18 protein-coding genes are annotated in these 16,929 nt (G+C 60.5%); 11 read left to right on the top strand and 7 right to left on the bottom strand.

Annotated features, from left to right (window positions below):
• Positions 1-21: 21 nt before the first annotated feature.
• The 3 genes from FHT82_RS07045 to FHT82_RS07035 all read left to right on the top strand — a co-directional run bounded on the left by FHT82_RS07045 (position 22) and on the right by FHT82_RS07035 (position 2,198).
• Complete coding sequence (locus FHT82_RS07045; RefSeq protein WP_183727748.1) at positions 22-372, top strand: ArsC family reductase; 351 nt, start codon at positions 22-24, stop codon at positions 370-372.
• A gap of 3 nt (positions 373-375) precedes the next feature.
• A complete protein-coding gene (gene ybaK / locus FHT82_RS07040; protein WP_183727746.1) occupies positions 376-849 on the top strand; it encodes a Cys-tRNA(Pro) deacylase in 474 nt (157 codons plus the stop codon).
• 95 nt (positions 850-944) lie between these two features.
• Positions 945-2,198: an aminopeptidase gene (locus tag FHT82_RS07035; protein ID WP_183727744.1), complete on the top strand. Its 1,254-nt coding sequence runs from the start codon at positions 945-947 to the stop codon at positions 2,196-2,198.
• Here FHT82_RS07035 and FHT82_RS07030 read toward each other — a convergent pair.
• On the bottom strand, positions 2,146-3,069 hold the full coding sequence (locus FHT82_RS07030; RefSeq protein WP_183727742.1) for an EamA family transporter: 924 nt from the start codon (positions 3,067-3,069) through the stop codon (positions 2,146-2,148). The genes FHT82_RS07035 and FHT82_RS07030 overlap by 53 nt on opposite strands.
• Positions 3,070-3,150: 81 nt before the next feature.
• Here FHT82_RS07030 and FHT82_RS07025 point away from each other — a divergent pair, with 81 nt between their 5' ends.
• Positions 3,151-3,648 carry a MarR family transcriptional regulator gene (locus FHT82_RS07025; RefSeq protein WP_183727740.1) on the top strand — a complete coding sequence of 166 codons (498 nt, stop codon included), beginning with the start codon at positions 3,151-3,153 and terminating at the stop codon, positions 3,646-3,648.
• Here the strand turns inward: FHT82_RS07025 and FHT82_RS07020 are convergent, their stop codons facing one another.
• Both FHT82_RS07020 and xseA read right to left on the bottom strand, forming a co-directional pair.
• Positions 3,649-4,239 carry an NAD(P)H-dependent oxidoreductase gene (locus tag FHT82_RS07020; protein WP_183727738.1) on the bottom strand — a complete coding sequence of 197 codons (591 nt, stop codon included), beginning with the start codon at positions 4,237-4,239 and terminating at the stop codon, positions 3,649-3,651.
• A 2-nt stretch (positions 4,240-4,241) separates the two neighbouring features.
• Positions 4,242-5,822 (bottom strand): exodeoxyribonuclease VII large subunit, encoded by a 1,581-nt coding sequence (gene xseA / locus FHT82_RS07015; protein WP_183727736.1) that lies wholly within the window; start codon positions 5,820-5,822, stop codon positions 4,242-4,244.
• 580 nt (positions 5,823-6,402) lie between these two features.
• On the opposite strand from xseA, the gene FHT82_RS07010 reads away from it, so the two are divergent.
• Positions 6,403-6,645: a hypothetical protein gene (locus tag FHT82_RS07010; protein ID WP_183727734.1), complete on the top strand. Its 243-nt coding sequence runs from the start codon at positions 6,403-6,405 to the stop codon at positions 6,643-6,645.
• An 11-nt stretch (positions 6,646-6,656) separates the two neighbouring features.
• On the opposite strand, the gene FHT82_RS07005 is transcribed toward FHT82_RS07010, so the two are convergent.
• Positions 6,657-8,504 carry a hypothetical protein gene (locus tag FHT82_RS07005; RefSeq protein WP_183729179.1) on the bottom strand — a complete coding sequence of 616 codons (1,848 nt, stop codon included), beginning with the start codon at positions 8,502-8,504 and terminating at the stop codon, positions 6,657-6,659.
• Between the two features lie 156 nt (positions 8,505-8,660).
• Here FHT82_RS07005 and FHT82_RS07000 point away from each other — a divergent pair, with 156 nt between their 5' ends.
• A complete protein-coding gene (locus tag FHT82_RS07000) occupies positions 8,661-9,656 on the top strand; it encodes a glycosyltransferase (protein WP_183727732.1) in 996 nt (331 codons plus the stop codon).
• A complete protein-coding gene (locus tag FHT82_RS06995; protein ID WP_183727730.1) occupies positions 9,653-10,036 on the top strand; it encodes a GtrA family protein in 384 nt (127 codons plus the stop codon). The genes FHT82_RS07000 and FHT82_RS06995 overlap by 4 nt, the downstream gene beginning before the upstream one ends.
• A gap of 105 nt (positions 10,037-10,141) precedes the next feature.
• Here the strand turns inward: FHT82_RS06995 and FHT82_RS06990 are convergent, their stop codons facing one another.
• Positions 10,142-11,128 (bottom strand): Gfo/Idh/MocA family oxidoreductase, encoded by a 987-nt coding sequence (locus FHT82_RS06990; RefSeq protein ID WP_183727728.1) that lies wholly within the window; start codon positions 11,126-11,128, stop codon positions 10,142-10,144.
• A gap of 180 nt (positions 11,129-11,308) precedes the next feature.
• Here FHT82_RS06990 and FHT82_RS06985 point away from each other — a divergent pair, with 180 nt between their 5' ends.
• Positions 11,309-12,256, top strand: a complete 948-nt coding sequence (locus FHT82_RS06985) for an aldo/keto reductase (RefSeq protein WP_183727726.1) — start codon at positions 11,309-11,311, stop codon at positions 12,254-12,256.
• A 14-nt stretch (positions 12,257-12,270) separates the two neighbouring features.
• On the top strand, positions 12,271-12,714 hold the full coding sequence (locus FHT82_RS06980; protein WP_183727725.1) for a GNAT family N-acetyltransferase: 444 nt from the start codon (positions 12,271-12,273) through the stop codon (positions 12,712-12,714).
• Here FHT82_RS06980 and FHT82_RS06975 read toward each other — a convergent pair.
• Positions 12,704-13,321, bottom strand: coding sequence for a hypothetical protein (locus FHT82_RS06975; RefSeq protein WP_183727723.1), 618 nt, complete (start codon positions 13,319-13,321; stop codon positions 12,704-12,706). The two genes, FHT82_RS06980 and FHT82_RS06975, sit on opposite strands and share 11 nt — an antisense overlap.
• Before the next feature lie 144 nt (positions 13,322-13,465).
• Between FHT82_RS06975 and FHT82_RS06970 the strand changes: the two genes are divergently transcribed.
• Positions 13,466-13,966 carry a ferritin-like domain-containing protein gene (locus tag FHT82_RS06970; protein ID WP_183727721.1) on the top strand — a complete coding sequence of 167 codons (501 nt, stop codon included), beginning with the start codon at positions 13,466-13,468 and terminating at the stop codon, positions 13,964-13,966.
• Positions 13,967-14,080: 114 nt separating this feature from the next.
• A complete protein-coding gene (locus tag FHT82_RS06965; RefSeq protein ID WP_183727719.1) occupies positions 14,081-14,440 on the top strand; it encodes a nuclear transport factor 2 family protein in 360 nt (119 codons plus the stop codon).
• Between the two features lie 50 nt (positions 14,441-14,490).
• Here the strand turns inward: FHT82_RS06965 and pheT are convergent, their stop codons facing one another.
• Positions 14,491-16,914: a phenylalanine--tRNA ligase subunit beta gene (pheT, locus tag FHT82_RS06960; protein WP_183727717.1), complete on the bottom strand. Its 2,424-nt coding sequence runs from the start codon at positions 16,912-16,914 to the stop codon at positions 14,491-14,493.
• Positions 16,915-16,929: the final 15 nt, after the last annotated feature.

Below are 16,929 nucleotides of genomic sequence, written 5' to 3'. Positions count from 1 at the left end.
AATCAGGGAGATCGAACCGGCATGGCCGTCACCATCTACGGTATCAAGAACTGCGACACGATGAAGAAGGCCCGCAGCTGGCTGGACCAACACGCCGTCGCCTACGACTTTCACGACTACAAGGCCGTCGGCATCGACCGAGCGCATCTGGAACGCTGGATCGACGAGGCAGGCTGGGAGACGGTGCTGAATCGCGCCGGCACGACCTTCCGCAATCTGCCTGACGCCGCGCGCGAAAATCTCGACCGCGAGAAGGCGATCGCCCTGATGCTCGACCAGCCATCGATGATCAAGCGGCCGGTGCTGGAAACCGGCGGCAAGCTGCTGGTCGGCTTCAAGCCGGAGAACTACGCGCAGATGTTCAAAGGCTGAGCCATGTCCAAGACCACCCGCGCAACCCAGGTTCTCACACAGGCCGGCATCGCCTTTACGGTTCATACCTATGATTATGATCCAAGTGCCGAACGCGTCGGGCTGCAGGCTGCCGAAGCGCTGGGTGAAGAGCCGCATCGCGTGCTGAAGACGCTGATGGCGGAAGTCGATGGAAAGCCGGTCTGCGTGGTCGTGCCGTCCAATCGCGAGGTCAGCATGAAGAAGCTCGCCAGCGCCTTTCGCGGCAAATCCGCCAATATGATGAAACCTGCCGATGCCGAAAGACTGACGGGATACCATGTCGGCGGCATCAGCCCGTTCGGGCAGAGGAAGATCGTGCCGACAGCACTCGAGGAGACGGCGCTTGCAGAGCCGCTGGTCTACATCAACGGCGGACAGCGCGGTCTGCAGGTGCGCCTGGACCCCAAGGACGCACTGAAAGCACTGAAAGCGACAGCCGCGGCCCTGATCGCCTGAGACGAGATGAATTGGCCTGAGCGCTTCATTTTCGCCGTAAAGGGGTCTAAGTCTTTCACCTCCCGTCGCAAATATCAAAAAGGCAGGTTGATCCCATGACGTTCATGCCCCAGAGCCACAGCTCCGTCGATCCCGTCAAACTCGAGAGGCTCGCGGAAGTCGCCATCAAGGTCGGCCTGCAGCTTCAGCATGGGCAGGATCTCGTCATTACCGCCCCTGTCGTGGCACTGCCGCTGGTGCGGCTGATCACCAAACATGCCTATCTCGCGGGCGCCGGCCTGGTTTCGACCTTCTATTCCGACGAGGAGACAACGCTGGCGCGCTATCAGTATGGCAGCGACGAGAGCTTCGACCGGGCTTCCGGCTGGCTCTATGACGGCATGGCGAAGGCCTATGAGAAGGGCTCGGCGCGCCTTGCAATTGCAGGCGACAATCCGATGCTGCTGTCGGAGCAGGACCCAAGCAAGGTCGGCCGCGCCAACCGCGCCAATTCTACCGCCTATAAGCCCGCGCTGGAGAAGATCTCCAACTTCGACATCAACTGGAACATCGTCTCCTACCCGAACCCCTCCTGGGCAAAGGTGGTCTTCCCCGACGACCCGGAAGCGATCGCCGTCGCCAAGCTCGCCAAGGCGATCTTCGCGGCGTCTCGCGTCGATCTCGACGACCCGATCGCGGCCTGGACCGAGCACAATGCCAATCTCGCCAAGCGTTCGTCCTGGCTGAACGGCGAGCGTTTTGCCTCGCTGCATTTTACCGGACCGGGCACGGACCTCACCGTCGGCCTTGCCGATGGACATGAATGGCATGGCGGCGCCTCGACGGCGAAGAACGGCATTACCTGCAATCCGAACATCCCGACCGAGGAGGTCTTCACCACGCCGCATGCGCTACGCGTCGAAGGCCACGTGTCGAGCACCAAGCCGCTTTCGCATCAGGGCACGCTGATCGACAATATCCGGGTGCGCTTCGAAGGCGGCCGCATCGTCGAGGCCAAGGCCTCGCGCGGCGAGGAGGTGCTGAACAAGGTGCTGGATACGGACGAAGGTGCACGCCGGCTCGGCGAAGTGGCGCTGGTGCCGCATTCCTCGCCGATCTCGGCAAGCGGCATCCTCTTCTACAATACCTTGTTCGATGAGAATGCCTCCTGCCATATCGCGCTCGGCCAATGCTATTCGAAGTGCTTCCTCGACGGCGCTTCGCTGAGCCAGGAACAGATCAAGGCGCAGGGCGGCAATTCCAGCCTGATCCATATCGACTGGATGATCGGCTCCGACAAGGTCGATATCGACGGCATCAGGCCTGATGGATCGCGGGTGCCGGTGATGCGCCAGGGGGAATGGGCCTAACAACGCCCGCCTTCGGCATCAGGCTGCGCTGGCTGAGCCAGACACTGACCAGAACCATGACAAAACCCGAGAGCTGAGTTGGCGTCAGGCTCTGGCCGAGCGCCAGCCAGCCGAGCAGGGTCGCGACAACAGGGCTGAGGAAACCGAGCGATGCCGCGGCCGAAGGCTCGATGCGCGAGAGACCGCGAAACCAAAGCAGATAGGTGAAGGCGGCACCAATGAGGCCAAGATAGGCGATGCCGAGGATATTGGTGGCCGATGGCGCGGGAAGCGCGGGCTCCAGCAACAATGCGATGGGCACGAGCAGGATGCCGCCTGCGGTCAATTGCCATGAGGTAAACGTCAGGCTGGAGACGGGCGGCTGCCAATAGCGGGTCAGCACCGTGCCGAAAGCCATGGAGACGGCGCCGGCGAGACCTGCGGCAACACCGACAGGATCGAGAGCCGCTTTGGGGCTCAGCACCAGAAATGCCACCCCACTCATGCCGATCAGGCCGGCAACGACTGTGAGGAAGCGGATCGGCTTGCCCAGGAAGAGGCGCGACAACGCAATGACGATCAACGGCTGCACGGCGCCAACGGTGGCGGCCACGCCGCCCGGCAGCCGGTAGGCTGAAACGAAGAGCATCGCCCAGAAGAATGAGAAATTCAGAGCGCCGAGAATGAAGGCACGGCCCCACCAGATGCCTGTGGGCAGTTTTCGGACAATCAGCAACAGAAGCAGGCCGGCCGGCAACGCGCGCAGCATGGCGACCGTCAGCGGATAGCCCTGCGGCAGGAAAGACGTCGTGACGAAATAGGTGCTGCCCCATATGGCGGGTGCAATCGCGGTCATCAGCACATCGACGGCGTAGCGAGGATTTTTCTTCATATCAAGAATCTCTACTTCAAGATAAATTCAGAATAGTGCATTTTATCTTGACGTCAAGAGATCTGCTGATATCGATGCGGCATGGGCAAAACGAAAGAAGATCACGTCGACAGGATCCTAGCGCAATGGCGGCGCGAGCGGCCGGAGCTGGATGTCGAACCCATGGGCATCTTCGGCCGGCTGAAGCGGCTGACGACGCATATCGGCCGCGAAGTGGAGGCAGTGCTTCTCAGCCATGGGCTCTCCTCCTCCGCCTTCGACGTACTGGCAACACTTCGCCGTTCGGGCTCGCCCTACCGGCTATCGCCTGGAGAATTGCTCAGCATGACCATGGTGAGCTCCGGCACGATGACGAACCGGATCGATCAGCTGGAAAAGGCCGGTTTCGTGGAGCGCCTGTTCAATCCCGAGGACCGACGCAGCGTGCTGATCGCGCTCACCGAGAAGGGGCTGGCGACCGTGGAAGAGGCGGTCGGTGCCCATGTCGCCAACCAGCAGCGGCTGACGCGCAATCTGACGGTCGAGGACAAGGCGGAGCTTGATCGGCTGCTGAAGAAATTCCTGTCGGATTTCGAATAGTCAGACGGCGGCAAGCGCCTTCCGGATACGCTCCAGATGCGCCTTACGCCTGGCCTCCGTCGCACGGTCCATATCATGGAGGCTGATCATGCGGAAAACGAGTTTCCTGGAGCAGAAATTGGCGATGCCGCGCTTGAGCAGGCGACGGACGGGATTGCCCATATAGAAATGCACCAGCCACCAGGGCGAACCCGTCGTCGTCAGCGCATAGAGCAGCCTGATATTGGTGAGCTGCGGCACGATGCGGCCGCCAGCGACATCATGGGTGAAGGCGACACCCGGCGCAAAGACGCGATCGAAGAAGCCCTTCAGGATTGCCGGGAAATTGAACCACCACTGCGGAAAGACGAGGACGAGTCCATCGGCCGCCTTCAGTCGATCAACGATACCGGCAACGGCAGAGGTGTCATAAGACACGTCGAAATAACCGCCTCGTTCGGCATTCGACAGGCGCGGATCGAAATCCTCGGCATAGAGATCAAGCAGGTCGACGACATGGCCAGAGGCTTCCAATGCTTTGCGGGCCGTCAGCGCCACCGAAGCGGCAAAGCTTTCCTGCAACGGATGGGCAAGCACCAGCAGGACCCGCATCGCTAAAACAGGCTTCCCTGCTTCGGCGGCTCGCCGGCCTTGGCAGTACGCCTCTTCGACCCCGCTGGCGGCGTGCCGCCTTCCGTCGTCATGGCGCCGACGCGGCCATCGGCGAACTCGATGGCAATGCCCATGCCGGCGGAGAGAGCAGCGGCCTGCGAGACCGGCCTGTTTTCCTCGTCGCGGATGACGGCGTAACCGCGTTTCAGTACGTTCTTATAGGAGAGCGATTGCAGCACACGGTCTTGCGCGGAGAGCTCGGCGCGCGCGCGGGTCAGTTGATGGCGGATCGCGGTATCGGCATGGCGCGAAAGATTGCCGAGCCGCTCGCGGCTGCGGTCGGTCTGGGTTTTCAGCCGGGCGGGCAGCGAGGCGAGGATGGCCTCGGCGCGTTCGATGCGGGACTTCGAGCGATCGACCAGCCGCTCGACGGTGCGTTCTGCGCGGACCATGCGCTCGTTCAGAAGCTGACGGCGCTCGGTGATGCGGTTGGACAGCACGTCCGGGCGCAGATGCGAGGCGACACGCTCGAAACCGCGGCGCTTATTGATGGTGTTGAGTTCCAGCCCGCGGCCAAGGCCAGTGGCCGCCTCATCAAAGCGGCGGCGGGGCAGTGCCAGCAGCTGGTCGAGCGACGGCAGGGCGCGCATCAAGGCGCGAACGGACTGGCGACGCTGATCCATCTGGCGGCTCATGCAGCCTTGCAGGCGGGCGGTGAGACCTGCGGTCTGCGCTTCGAGTTCAGCTTTGACGGGCACGGCCATTTCGGCGGCACCCGTCGGCGTTGGCGCGCGCACATCGGCGGCGTAGTCGATCAGCGTCCAGTCCGTCTCGTGGCCGACGGCAGAGATCAAGGGAATCCGGCTATCGGCCGCGGCACGCACGACGATTTCGTCGTTGAAGCTCCAGAGATCTTCGAGGCTGCCGCCGCCGCGGGCGACGATCAGCACATCCGGACGCGGAATCTCACCGCCAGGTTCCAGAGCGTTGAAGCCATTGATGGCGTTTGCCACGTCCTCGCCTGAGCCTTCCCCTTGCACCTTTACGGGCCAGACGACGACGTGGACGGGAAACCGATCCGAGATACGGTGCAGGATATCGCGAATGACGGCGCCGGTCGGCGAAGTGACTACGCCGATCACCCTGGGCATGAACGGCAGGCGTTTCTTGCGCGCGGGATCGAAAAGGCCTTCTGCGCCGAGACAGCGCTTGCGTTCCTCGATCAGGGCCATCAGCGCGCCGGCGCCGGCAGGCTCCAGGGTCTCGATGACGATCTGGTATTTGGAAGAGCCGGGGAAGGTCGTGACCTTGCCGGTCGCGATGACTTCCATACCTTCTTCCGGACGGAACTTCAGGCGGGAAAAGGTGCCCTTCCAGATGACCGCATCGATGCGAGCCCGATCGTCCTTCAGCGAGAAATAGGCATGGCCGGACGAATGGGGGCCACGGTAGCCCGAAATCTCGCCACGCACACGCACCTGATCGAAGGCTGTCTCGACGGTCCGCTTGATGGAACCGGAGAGCTCCGAGACCGAATATTCCGCGAGATTGGTAGGCGAATCGCCGTCAAAGACATTGCTCATCTCCTCTTTCTATTTTGATCGACCTCAAACTGAAAGGTCGGGGCTGGAGAAGCGCGAATTTTTATTCAAAAAACGGCGGAAAACCCAAGAAATAGGGATATCGCTGCTTCAAAAAAAATCTTAGTATCATTCACGTTCGTAGGGAGTGGCGAACACCGACCCGAAAAATGAGCATGCTGGTGACAGTGAAATTTCCCCGCCGATGGAAGGCGCGGGAGCGATCGCTTCTTTCGTCGTCGCTATTGCTCACCCGTTATAGGTATCGGCTCGCCCTCTTTCCGAACGACCAGTCGATCAGGCGTCGATCGAATTGCCAGCGTGATGCTGCTTCGTTCAAACGTCGTTGCTGCCGCTGGAGGGTTCCGTTTACGTAAATGAGAAAGTAACGGAACTTTTCAGCCTGTAACAGAGTTGACTTATATGGAGACAAAAGCCCGGCGCAAGCCGGAGGAAATGCCGTCAGGTGAACGCATCCGTAACCATGGCTGCAATTGCAGCTTTCATTAACGGTGGCCAATAAACTTTTGTTAGCGGAGGGCTCCTAGGCTCCTCGCAAACAACCTGAAGAAGAGGTGACGACATGATCATCCTGACAGCAACCACACTGGGCCTCACCGCTGGCCTGATGCGCTCGGCCAGCGTCATTGCACTGGTCGCCATGCTGATTGGCGCAACCTTTGCACTCGCTGCTATCGCCTCCGGCGGTGCGGTATCATTCCTGGCGCTTCTCTACACGATCATCGGTTATAATGCCGGCCTGCTGCTTTATCTCGGCGGCCTCTTCACGACCGATCGTCTGCGGGCCGTACTCGCCCATTCCTGAAAGATAGGGCGTCAGTTCGGCGTCGTCCGGTAACGGAAGAACTGAACACCGCTGTCAGCCGCTTTCGGCAGCGGATCGAGGTAGGCCGGAATATTTCCCTTGCCGAGCTGCGCATAGAGCCCGTTGGGCTTCAATCTGGCGATTTCACTGGTCTGCAGATCATCCGGGCAGAACGCAAGTACCGTGACGCCCGCTCCCCTCAGAAATGCTTCCGCCTCCTGCGGCTCGGCCAGACCGATATGCATTTCGGTCAGCATGCCACCCTGGTTGCGATGATAGGGCGCCGACAGGACACGGTTGGCGGTGTAGCGCAGGATCGGTACACCCATTTCCGACGGCGCCGAGACCAAACCAGCCGGCAGATCGCCAAGCGGAGCGAGGGCCTGTTTCGACGAGCAGGAGAGGCTATCCGAGTCCACGGCATTCTTCGTCTCGTTGACCTGCATTTCGACGAGTGCGCCGCCGACGGCCCATACCGCCGGCACACTTGCCAGAACCGTCACGATATAGACGAGGGCAGCCGCGGCATTCTCGCTATCGCCGTTCGACATGCGGCGCACGTCGATGATCAGCAAGGCAAGCGGCAGGATGGACAGCAGGTTTGCGAAGACGGCTCCCCGGACCTGGACCAGGGCGACGGCCCAGCTGACGCTCAAGAGCGCCAGAAGGACGAGATGGACCTGCACGCGATCGCCCTGCACGGAGCGGAAAATGCAGACGGTAATCGCGAGCAGGCCAGGCGCATAGAATGCGCCAAGCGAAAAGGGATCTGTCCGACTGAGCGCGAGAATGGATTGCGCTTCCGAGACATTGCGAAGCCAGAGCTCGACCAGCATGGGATCAAGATCGGCAAGCGGATTGCGAAGGCATTGCGGCGCAATGACCATTGCCGAACCGAAAATAACAGCGCCGACGGCTGCGAGCACGGCAACACGCAGGCCACGGCCGAGACGGCTGGCAAAGGCTGCGGAAACCAGCAGCAGGCCGCCACCGATGGCCGCCAGGCTGTAGAAGCCGAGCGAAAGATTGTCGCAAGTCACCACGGAATATTGCTGTGGCGGTATTGTCGCGAAGAAGAAGATGCTGATCGTGACGGCGAGGCTGAAGCCGAAGGCCTTGGTAGCGGCAGCGAACGGCTCGCCCTCCCAGATCCAGAGCAGCGCCACCACCAGGCAATAGATGGCAACGAAAGGCGTGGTTTCCGCGCCGATCGCGATCGCCAATGCGGCCACCGCACCTGCAACCACATAGTTCCAAGCGCGCTGCTTTTCATCAAAGAGCATCGCCGTCATGGTCGCGACAAGTGCGAGCTGGACATTATGATGATCGATGGCGCCGGGCGCAAAGCGATTGCCGGTATAGATTGCCATCCCGGCAAGGCAGAAAGACAGGTGCATGCCGGCAAGCCCCCCGACACGCTGGCCGGCAAGGCCCATGGCAAGCATAGCAGGAAAAACAAGCGACAGGGGCCAGACCACGAGTGCAGCGGCTTCCGCGGCATCGTGTCCGAGGAAAAGGCCGAAAAGGCGGATCAGGATAGCGATCGGCAGGTCGATCAGCCGCGACCAATGCATGAGCGTGCCTTCGCCGAGGCCGAGCCTGTACTGCATCAGGTCGAACCAGCCCTGCCCGTTCAGGAAATCTCTGATCTCCACGAGGCGCATGCCGTCGTCGTTGTCGGGGCCGACATAGTCGACCGGACCGCCGGCATATTTCATGACGGTGATAATGCCGATCAGGATAACCGTGTAGATGAGGGCGGATGGCAGAAGACGGGTGAGCAGCTGCCGGATCCTGCCGATGAATCCAATGCCAGCTGATGCGGATTGCGCCTTGGCGATCGGCTGCACTGCGTTCATCATGATAGCCGGGTCGTTGTGTGATGGGCAAACCTTAGCCCTGGCTTGTCAAGAAAGTGTAAACCACAGGAAATGGCGCTTTCATTTCCTCATAGGGGCTTGTTAACGCCGCATGCAGTAAATTCGCCCCGGTTTCTTTGTAACGAGTATAACCCCATGGCGCGATCGCTTAGCGAAAGTCCTGATATTGCCGTTCTACTCCCCTGCTACAACGAGGCGGCAACGATCGGTGCTGTCGTCGGGGGGTTCCGGGCGGCACTGCCCGATGCACATATCCACGTCTATGACAACAATTCCACCGATGGCACGGCGCTGCATGCCATGCTCGCCGGCGCGCAGGTCGTGCGCGAGCGGCGCCAAGGCAAAGGCCATGTGGTGCGCCGCATGTTCGCCGATATCGATGCCGACATTTACATCATCGCCGACGGCGACGGGACTTATGCGCCCGAGGATGCCGAAGAGCTGGTGCGGACGCTGCTGACGGAACGGGCCGACATGGTGGTCGGCACACGGCGTGGCGTGCATGACGATGCCGGCCGGCAGGGGCATGCCCTCGGCAACCGGCTGTTCAACATACTCTATCGCGCGATCTTCGGACCTGACTTCACCGATATCTTTTCCGGCTATCGGGCCTTCTCACGGCGTTTCGTCAAGAGCTTTCCCGCGGTTTCCGGCGGCTTCGAGATCGAGACGGAAATGTCGGTGCATGCTTCGCGGCTGAAGCTGCCGGTGAGCGAACTGGAACTGCATTATGGCCGGCGGCCGGAAGGCTCGCATTCGAAGCTCTCGACCTTCCGCGACGGCGGCAGGATCCTCTGGATGTTCGCCATGCTGATGAAGGAGACCCGGCCCTTCGCTTTCTTCGGCACGATCAGCGCGCTTTTCATGCTGGCAAGTCTCGGCTTCATGGGTCCGGTGCTGACGGAATATTTTGCGACCGGCCTCGTCAGCCGTATGCCGACCTGGGTGCTCTCGACAGCGCTTGCGATGATCTCCATCATGCTGTTTACGGCCGGCGTCATTCTCGACTCCGTTGCACGGGCGCGGGCCGAGCAGTTGCGCATCCATTATATGAACCTGGCGGCGCCGGTTTCAGCAAAGGATAAGACCTCGCCCATAACACTTGATGGCAAAGAGGCGGACGCAGCGTGAAGAAACTCATTCGCTTCGCGCTCGCCGGTGGGCTTGGCTTCATCGTCGATGCGAGCGTGCTTTCTGCCCTTCTGCAGCTGACGCCGCTCGGTCCCTTCATTGCCCGGCTGATTGCCATTGCACTCGCGATGGCGACGACATGGGCATTCAACCGGACCTTCACTTTCGATCGATCCGGCCGATCGCTGGCGGCGGAAGGCTTTCGCTACGGCTCGGTCGGCGTGACCGCCGCTCTCGTCAATTACGCGCTTTATTCGGCGCTGCTTCTGTCGTTACCGGCGCTGCAGCCGCTTGTTGCAATGGTGCTCGCGACCGCAGCGTCGATGTTCTTCAGCTTCTTCGGCTATTCCCGCTTCGTCTTCCGCGAAAAAGCCGAATAAACTCCAGAGCATTTCCGTTTTTCTTCGAATCACGGAAATGCTCTATCTCATTGTTTTCACGCAATTCCGGACGCAAAACCGCTGCGCACTTTTGCTGGAATTGCTCTAGACGGCTTCCCAGCCATCCTGCTCGCTGGCGCGGTAGATGGCGTCGATGACCTTCTGATTGAGTTTGGAATCTTCCAGCGTGACGATCTCTTCCTTTTCGCCTGCCGCGGCACGGGCAAAGGCTTCCGCCTGGCACCTGTACTGGCGGCTGTCCTGGAAGCGGATAATGCGGGATTCGTTGTGGCCGCGATCGGTCACTTCGATCTCCTCGGCCCCCCAGCGATTGGCGTTGAAGGGCGACTTGACCTCGATATAACCTTCGGTGCCGTGGAAGACCATGATCTGACGGCCGGCCATCTGGGTGGAGATGTAGAAGCTCAGCTCGAAATCGCCGAAATCGGCCTTCACGCTGGAATAGATATCCGTGCCGAATTCCGCATCGCGCTCGGTGATTGCCTGGATCCAGGACGGCTCCTTGCCCGTGGAGAAGCGGGTGCTGACGACGGGATAGACGCCGATATCAGGCAGGCCACCGCCGCCGAGTTCGGGGATGTTGCGCATGTTGCCGGGGTCGCGATTGTAATAGGTGAAGGCGCCCTGCACATGACGAAGCTCGCCGATCGCACCATCCTGCAGCAGCGAGCGAACCTTCCGCCAGACCGGCGAATAGGTGACCATGAAGGCTTCGCTGATGATGACCCTGTTACGGTCGCGCGCAGCGATGAGATCGTCGATCTCGGAGGCCTTCAGCGCGATCGGCTTTTCGCAGAGCACATGCTTGCCGGCATCGGCGGCCTTGATCGACCACTCGACATGCTGGGCGGTCGGCAACGGGATATAAACGGCATCGATGGTGTCGGAGGCCAGCATTTCCTCATAGGAACCGAAGGCATGCGGCACGGAGAAACGGTCCGCCATGTCACGGGCGCGTGCAAAATCACGGCTGGCGATCGCGGTGATGACGCAGTTTTCTGCGTCCTGAATGGCGGGAACGACATTATCCCGGCCGATCTTGGCCGTTGAAAGTATACCGAAACGCAACATGAAAGGTCCTCCTGAAATTCATCCGGCGCATTTTATGCAGCCCTCTCATGCGGCGCAATGGCGCGACCGGCGATCACGGAAGTTTGGTTTCCTTCGGGGATACTCCGCGCTAGGTTACTTGCGAACGGCGTTCTGCCGTTTCCTCAGATTTCAATCACTTCAGCATTTTGGGAGAGCGCCATGGAAATGCGCCGGCTTGGAAAAACAGGTCTTTTTGTCTCGCCGATCGTCTTCGGCGGCAATGTCTTCGGCTGGACGGCCGACGAGAAAACCTCCTTCGACATTCTTGATGGCTTTTTCGATGCTGGTCTCAACACGATCGACACGGCCGACGTCTATTCCGCCTGGGTGCCGGGCAACAAGGGCGGCGATTCCGAAGAAATCATCGGCAAGTGGTTGAAGAAAGGAAAGGTCTCGCGCGACAAGGCCGTCATCATCACCAAGGTCGGCTCCGACATGGGTCAGGGCAAGACGCTGAAGGCAAACTATATCCTTGGGGCGGTCGAGGATTCGCTGCGCCGGCTGCAGACCGATTATATCGACCTTTATCTCTCGCACTGGCCGGATGGCGATACGCCGCATGAAGCATCGCTCGGCGCCTATGCCAAGCTTCAGGAACAGGGCAAGATCCGCTCCTTCGGCTGCTCGAATTTTGATGCAAGCCTGCTGCAGGCCTCCTTCGACGCCGCCGACAAGGCAGGCCTGCCGCGCTATCAGGCGCTGCAGCCGGAATATAACCTCTATGAGCGTTCGAGCTTCGAAGGTCCGCTTGCCGACCTTTGCGTCAAGGAAGACATCGGCGTCATCACCTATTTCAGCCTCGCGGCCGGCTTTCTCTCGGGCAAGTACCGCAGCAAGGCGGATACGGAGGGCCGCGCACGCGAAGGCCGTGTCGCACAGTATCTCGACGACAAGGGCATGCGCATTCTTGCCGCCCTCGACAAGATTTCGGCCGAGACAAGCGCCAAGCCTGCGGAAATCTCACTCGCCTGGCTTCTGCGCAAGAAGGGCGTGACGGCGCCGATCGCCAGTGCTACGAGCCTTTCCCAGCTTGAAAGCTTGGTGAAATCGGCAACGCTTGAGCTTTCCGACGAGGCGATGGCGCTGCTCGATAAAGCAGGCGCCTGAAACGAGGTGATGGCATGACCGTGACGATCCGTGACGCGAAACCCGAAGACGAGACACGCTGGCGTGCGCTCTGGGCAGACTATCTCGCCTTCTACGAGGTCACCGTCGATGCCGACATCACTGATTCCACGTGGCGCCGGGTCTTCGATCCGGCGTCGGCAATCTTCATGCGGGTGGCGGAACTCGACGGCGAAGTCGTCGGCTTCACACTCTGCCTGACGCATGAAGGTACGTGGATCCGCGGCAAGGACTGCTATCTCGAAGACCTGTTCGTATCGGAGAAGGTGCGCGGCAAAGGCGTCGGCCGGGCGCTGATGGACGACCTCGTCGACCTCTGCAAGAAGAATGGCTGGTCGCGGCTCTACTGGCATACGAGCGAGCAGAACAAGACTGCCCAAGCGCTCTACGATACTTACGTCGAGAGTGACGGCCACATCCGCTACCGCATCAATTTCTGAGCGGCGGAAAGCCCTCATACCATTCGGAATGATCGCCTTGCCAATTGGCCATGCCCGGCTTGGTCAGGATGCCGCGTGGGCGCACATAACTCTGGATCACACGCTTCGGCCGCTCGTGCCACTGGATGTTGAAGGCCCATAGCTTCGGAAAAAAACAGAGCGAGGCATAAGGCAGGTGGTCATGGATCCACCAGGCGAGCCGCTGCCAGTCGCTTTCATCGCTGTAGCGGTCGACCATCCACGGGATGGCGATGCAGACGGCAGCGCCCATGCAGCCGTCAAAATCTCTGACATCCCAGATGTGATGGGCAGCCGTGGCTGCATTGGTCGAACAGTTGAGCTTATTCTCGTTGCCGAAGCGGTTGACCTCGGGCGAACGGTAGCCGGAGCGAATATGCAAGCGCCCGAAACTCGCTTCCAGCGGCTCCAGAAGTTCCTCGCACAGGCGACGGCCTGTCTCGATTGCAAGATCGGGGTCGTCGGGGATGTTTGGTATCCGATAGAAATCGGCGATCTCGGAGTGGAGAAAATCGCGGAAGAAGAAGTTCTTCGACAGGCGCACCCGGCCAAGATCCTCGAGCCCCTTCATCGATCTCGGTTTCTTCATGCACGGTCCTCCCGATTCCTGACGATACCGTCGCCCGGACGATGCAGTGATTCCACCCGAAATGCGTGGGAACAATTAGCCCGGTGCCAACTTCTAAGAAATGTCGCCCGAGGGGCGCAAATCCATCAACAAAGGAACGGAACAATGGCCAAGGAAAAGACACTGGAAGATCTGTTTTACGATACGCTGAAGGACATCTATTTTGCCGAACGGCAGATATTGCGCGCCTTGCCGAAGATGGCACGCGCTGCTCAATCGACGGAATTGAAGGCAGGTTTCGAAAAGCACCGTGAAGAAACTGAAGGCCATGTCGAGCGACTGCAGCAGGTTTTCGAAATCATCGGCAAGCGTGCCCAGGGCAAAACCTGTGAAGCGATCCAGGGCATCATCGCCGAGGGCGAGGAAATCATGGAGGAATTCAAAGGCACATCGGCCATCGATGCGGGCCTGATTTCTGCAGCCCAAGCCGTCGAGCATTATGAAATCGCCCGCTACGGCACGCTGAAGACCTGGGCGCAGACGCTAGGCTTCAAGGAAGCCGTCACGCTTCTCGACCGGACTCTGCAGGAAGAAGGCAAGACCGACCAGCTTCTGACAAAGCTTGCAATGACTGCCGCGAACCAGAAGGCTTCGCGCGCAGCCTGATACTTGTCCTCACATAAGGAGAGCGGCCACCGCCGGCTGCTCTCCTTCTCCCAGTCTTGTCTTCGCCGACGACCCCGCTATCATCTCCTTCAGAATATGAGGCGAGGTGTCGATATGGCCGACAGGCAGGCAATCGAAGCAACGGTTCATCTCTATGTCGAGGGCATGGCCTTCGCCAATGAGGCAGCCCTGAAGAAAGCGTTCCACCCGAAGAGTTCGATCATCGGGCACTATCAAAACGCGGTGGAATGGCTCTCGCGCGATGAATTCATTGGCGCAATCATCGAGGAAGGGGCAGCACCGCCCGGCACTCAACCTTACATGGATATCGAAAGCATCGATATATCAGGCGATGCAGCGACCGTGAAAGTAACCGACGAATTCGCCGGCATGCGCTTCACCGACTATCTCTCGCTGCTGAAGATCGAGGGCCGCTGGACGATCGTCAGCAAGCTCTATCATCTTCACATATGAAAAAGCCGGCAGCCCGCGCTGCCGGCTATAATATCTGGCTTGTAGCCGGCTCAGCTTCGGAGAACACCGCCGGTAAACTTGGCGACGCTGGCAACGATCTTCTGCGTCAGCGCCTCGAAATCCTCGTCGGTCAGCGTGCGCTCGGCCGGCTGGATCTGGACTTCAATCGCGACAGACTTCTTGCCTTCGCCAACCGAGGCACCTTCGAAAATATCGAAGACATTGACACCTGTGATCAGCTTGCGATCGGCGCCGGTGGCAGCCTTGATGATGGCGCCGGCTTCCACCGTCTTGTCGATGACGAAGGCGAAGTCGCGCTTGACGGCCTGGAAGGGCGAGAGATCGAGCGCCGGCTTGGTGCGGGTTGCCTTCTTCTTCGGCTCGGCCATGGCATCGAGATAGACTTCGAAACCGCAGAGGGCGCCGGAGACATCGAGCTTTTCGAGCGTCGTCGGATGGAACTCGCCGAAGGAACCGAGGATCACCTTCGGACCCATCTTGATCGTGCCGGAACGGCCGGGGTGATACCATTCGGGACCGCCCTGCTCGATCTGGATATTGCCCATCGGCAGGCCGCAGGCTTCGATAACTGCCAGTGCGTCAGCCTTGGCATCGAAGACGTCAACCGGCTTGCCGCCGCCCTTTGAGGCGTTCGACCACATGCGGCCGGCACCGGCAAGCGAGGCTGTGCCGCGGCGGATGCCGCCCGCCACGCGCCGCTGGCCTTCCGGCGTGTCGTTTTCGTAGGTACCCGAGACTTCGAAGATCGCCACGTCGCCATAGCCCTTATCGGCATTGCGCTGGGCGGCCGTCAGCAGACCCGGCAGCAGCGAGGGGCGCATGTCCGACATTTCGGCAGCGATCGGATTGGCGAGCTTGAGGGCTGCGGAACCGCCGCCGAAGAGCTTTGCCTGATCTTCCGGAATGAAGGACCAGGTGACGGCCTCCAGCATGCCGCGCGAGGCAAGGGCGCGCTTGGCCGCGCGGGTGCGGATCTGCAGCGTTGTCAGGATCTTGCCGTTGACGGCAGCATGGCTTTCGAGCGGGGCCGGCCTGATATTGTCGACGCCGTGAATGCGCATGACCTCCTCGACGAGATCGGCCTTGCCGTCGACATCGGGACGCCATGAAGGAACGGACACGGAAACGCGCTCGCCGGAGCCGGAAACCTTGAAGCCGAGGCGGGCCAGGATCGTGTTGCTTTCCTCCGTCGAGACGTCCAGGCCTGTCAGGCGCTTGACCTCCGAATAGGGGAAGTCGACGATCTTCGGCTCATAACCCTTGTAGCCGACAATCTCGGCCTTGGCCGGCGTGCCGCCGCAAAGCTCCAGCACCAGCTCCGTCGTGCGCTCGAGGCCGGGAACCATATATTCCGGATCGACGCCGCGCTCGAAACGGTAGCGGGCATCGGTGATGATGCCGAGCCCGCGGCCGGACTTGGCAATGTTCATCGGGTCCCAGAGAGCGGATTCGATCAGCACGTCGACAGTGTTCTCGTCGCAGCCGGAATGTTCGCCGCCCATGATGCCGCCGATCGATTCGATGCCGTTTTCATCGGCGATGACGACGTTGTTCGGGCCGAGCTTGTATTCGCGCTGATCGAGCGCCAGCACGGTTTCGCCTTCCCTGGCGCGGCGGACGGTGAGGTTGCCCGTGACCTTGGCGGCGTCGAAGACGTGCATCGGCCGACCCTGATCAAAGGTCATGTAGTTGGTGATATCGACAAGCGCATTGATCGGACGCAGGCCGATGGCGAGAAGCCGCTGCTGCATCCAGCGCGGGCTTGGGCCGTTCTTGACGCCACGGACGAGCCGCAGGCTGAAGCCGGGGCAAAGCTTCGTGTCATCGAGATCGAGCGTCAGCTTCACCGGCGTTTCGCCTTCGGCGGCGAAGGTCGGAGCGGGCCGCGTCTTGAGCGTGCCGAGGCCGGAGGCTGCGAGATCGCGGGCGATGCCGTAGATCGAGGTGCAGTCCGGACGGTTCGGCGTCAGGTTGATCTCGATGACCGGGTCGTCGAGATGGGAATATGCGGCATAGCTCGTGCCGACTGGCGCATCTTCCGGAAGGTCGATGATGCCGTCGTGATTGTCGGAGATCTGCAGTTCCTTTTCCGAGCACATCATGCCGCGGCTTTCGACACCGCGGATATTGCCCACTGACAGTGTCACGTCGATGCCGGGAACATAGGTGCCGGGAGCCGCGAAAGCGCCGACGAGGCCGGCACGTGCATTCGGCGCGCCGCAGACGACCTGTACCGGAGCACCTTGGCCGATATCGACCATCAGCACCTTCAGGCGGTCTGCCTGCGGATGCTTCTCGGCCGAGAGAACCTTGGCGATGACAAAGGGCTTGAAGGCTGCCTTGTCGTCGACATCATCCACCTCCAACCCGATCTCAGTCAGGCGGGTGCAGATTTCATCGAGCGTGGCATCCGTTTCCAGATGATCCTTAAGCCAGGAGAGCGTGAATTTCATAGGTCGAATCCTCCC

Origin of the sequence: Rhizobium sp. BK275 (genome assembly GCF_014193555.1) — a bacterium.
Classification (GTDB): Bacteria; Pseudomonadota; Alphaproteobacteria; order Rhizobiales; family Rhizobiaceae; genus Rhizobium.
Note: the sequence above shows the minus strand (reverse complement) of the source record. Positions and strands in the feature narration are given on the sequence as shown.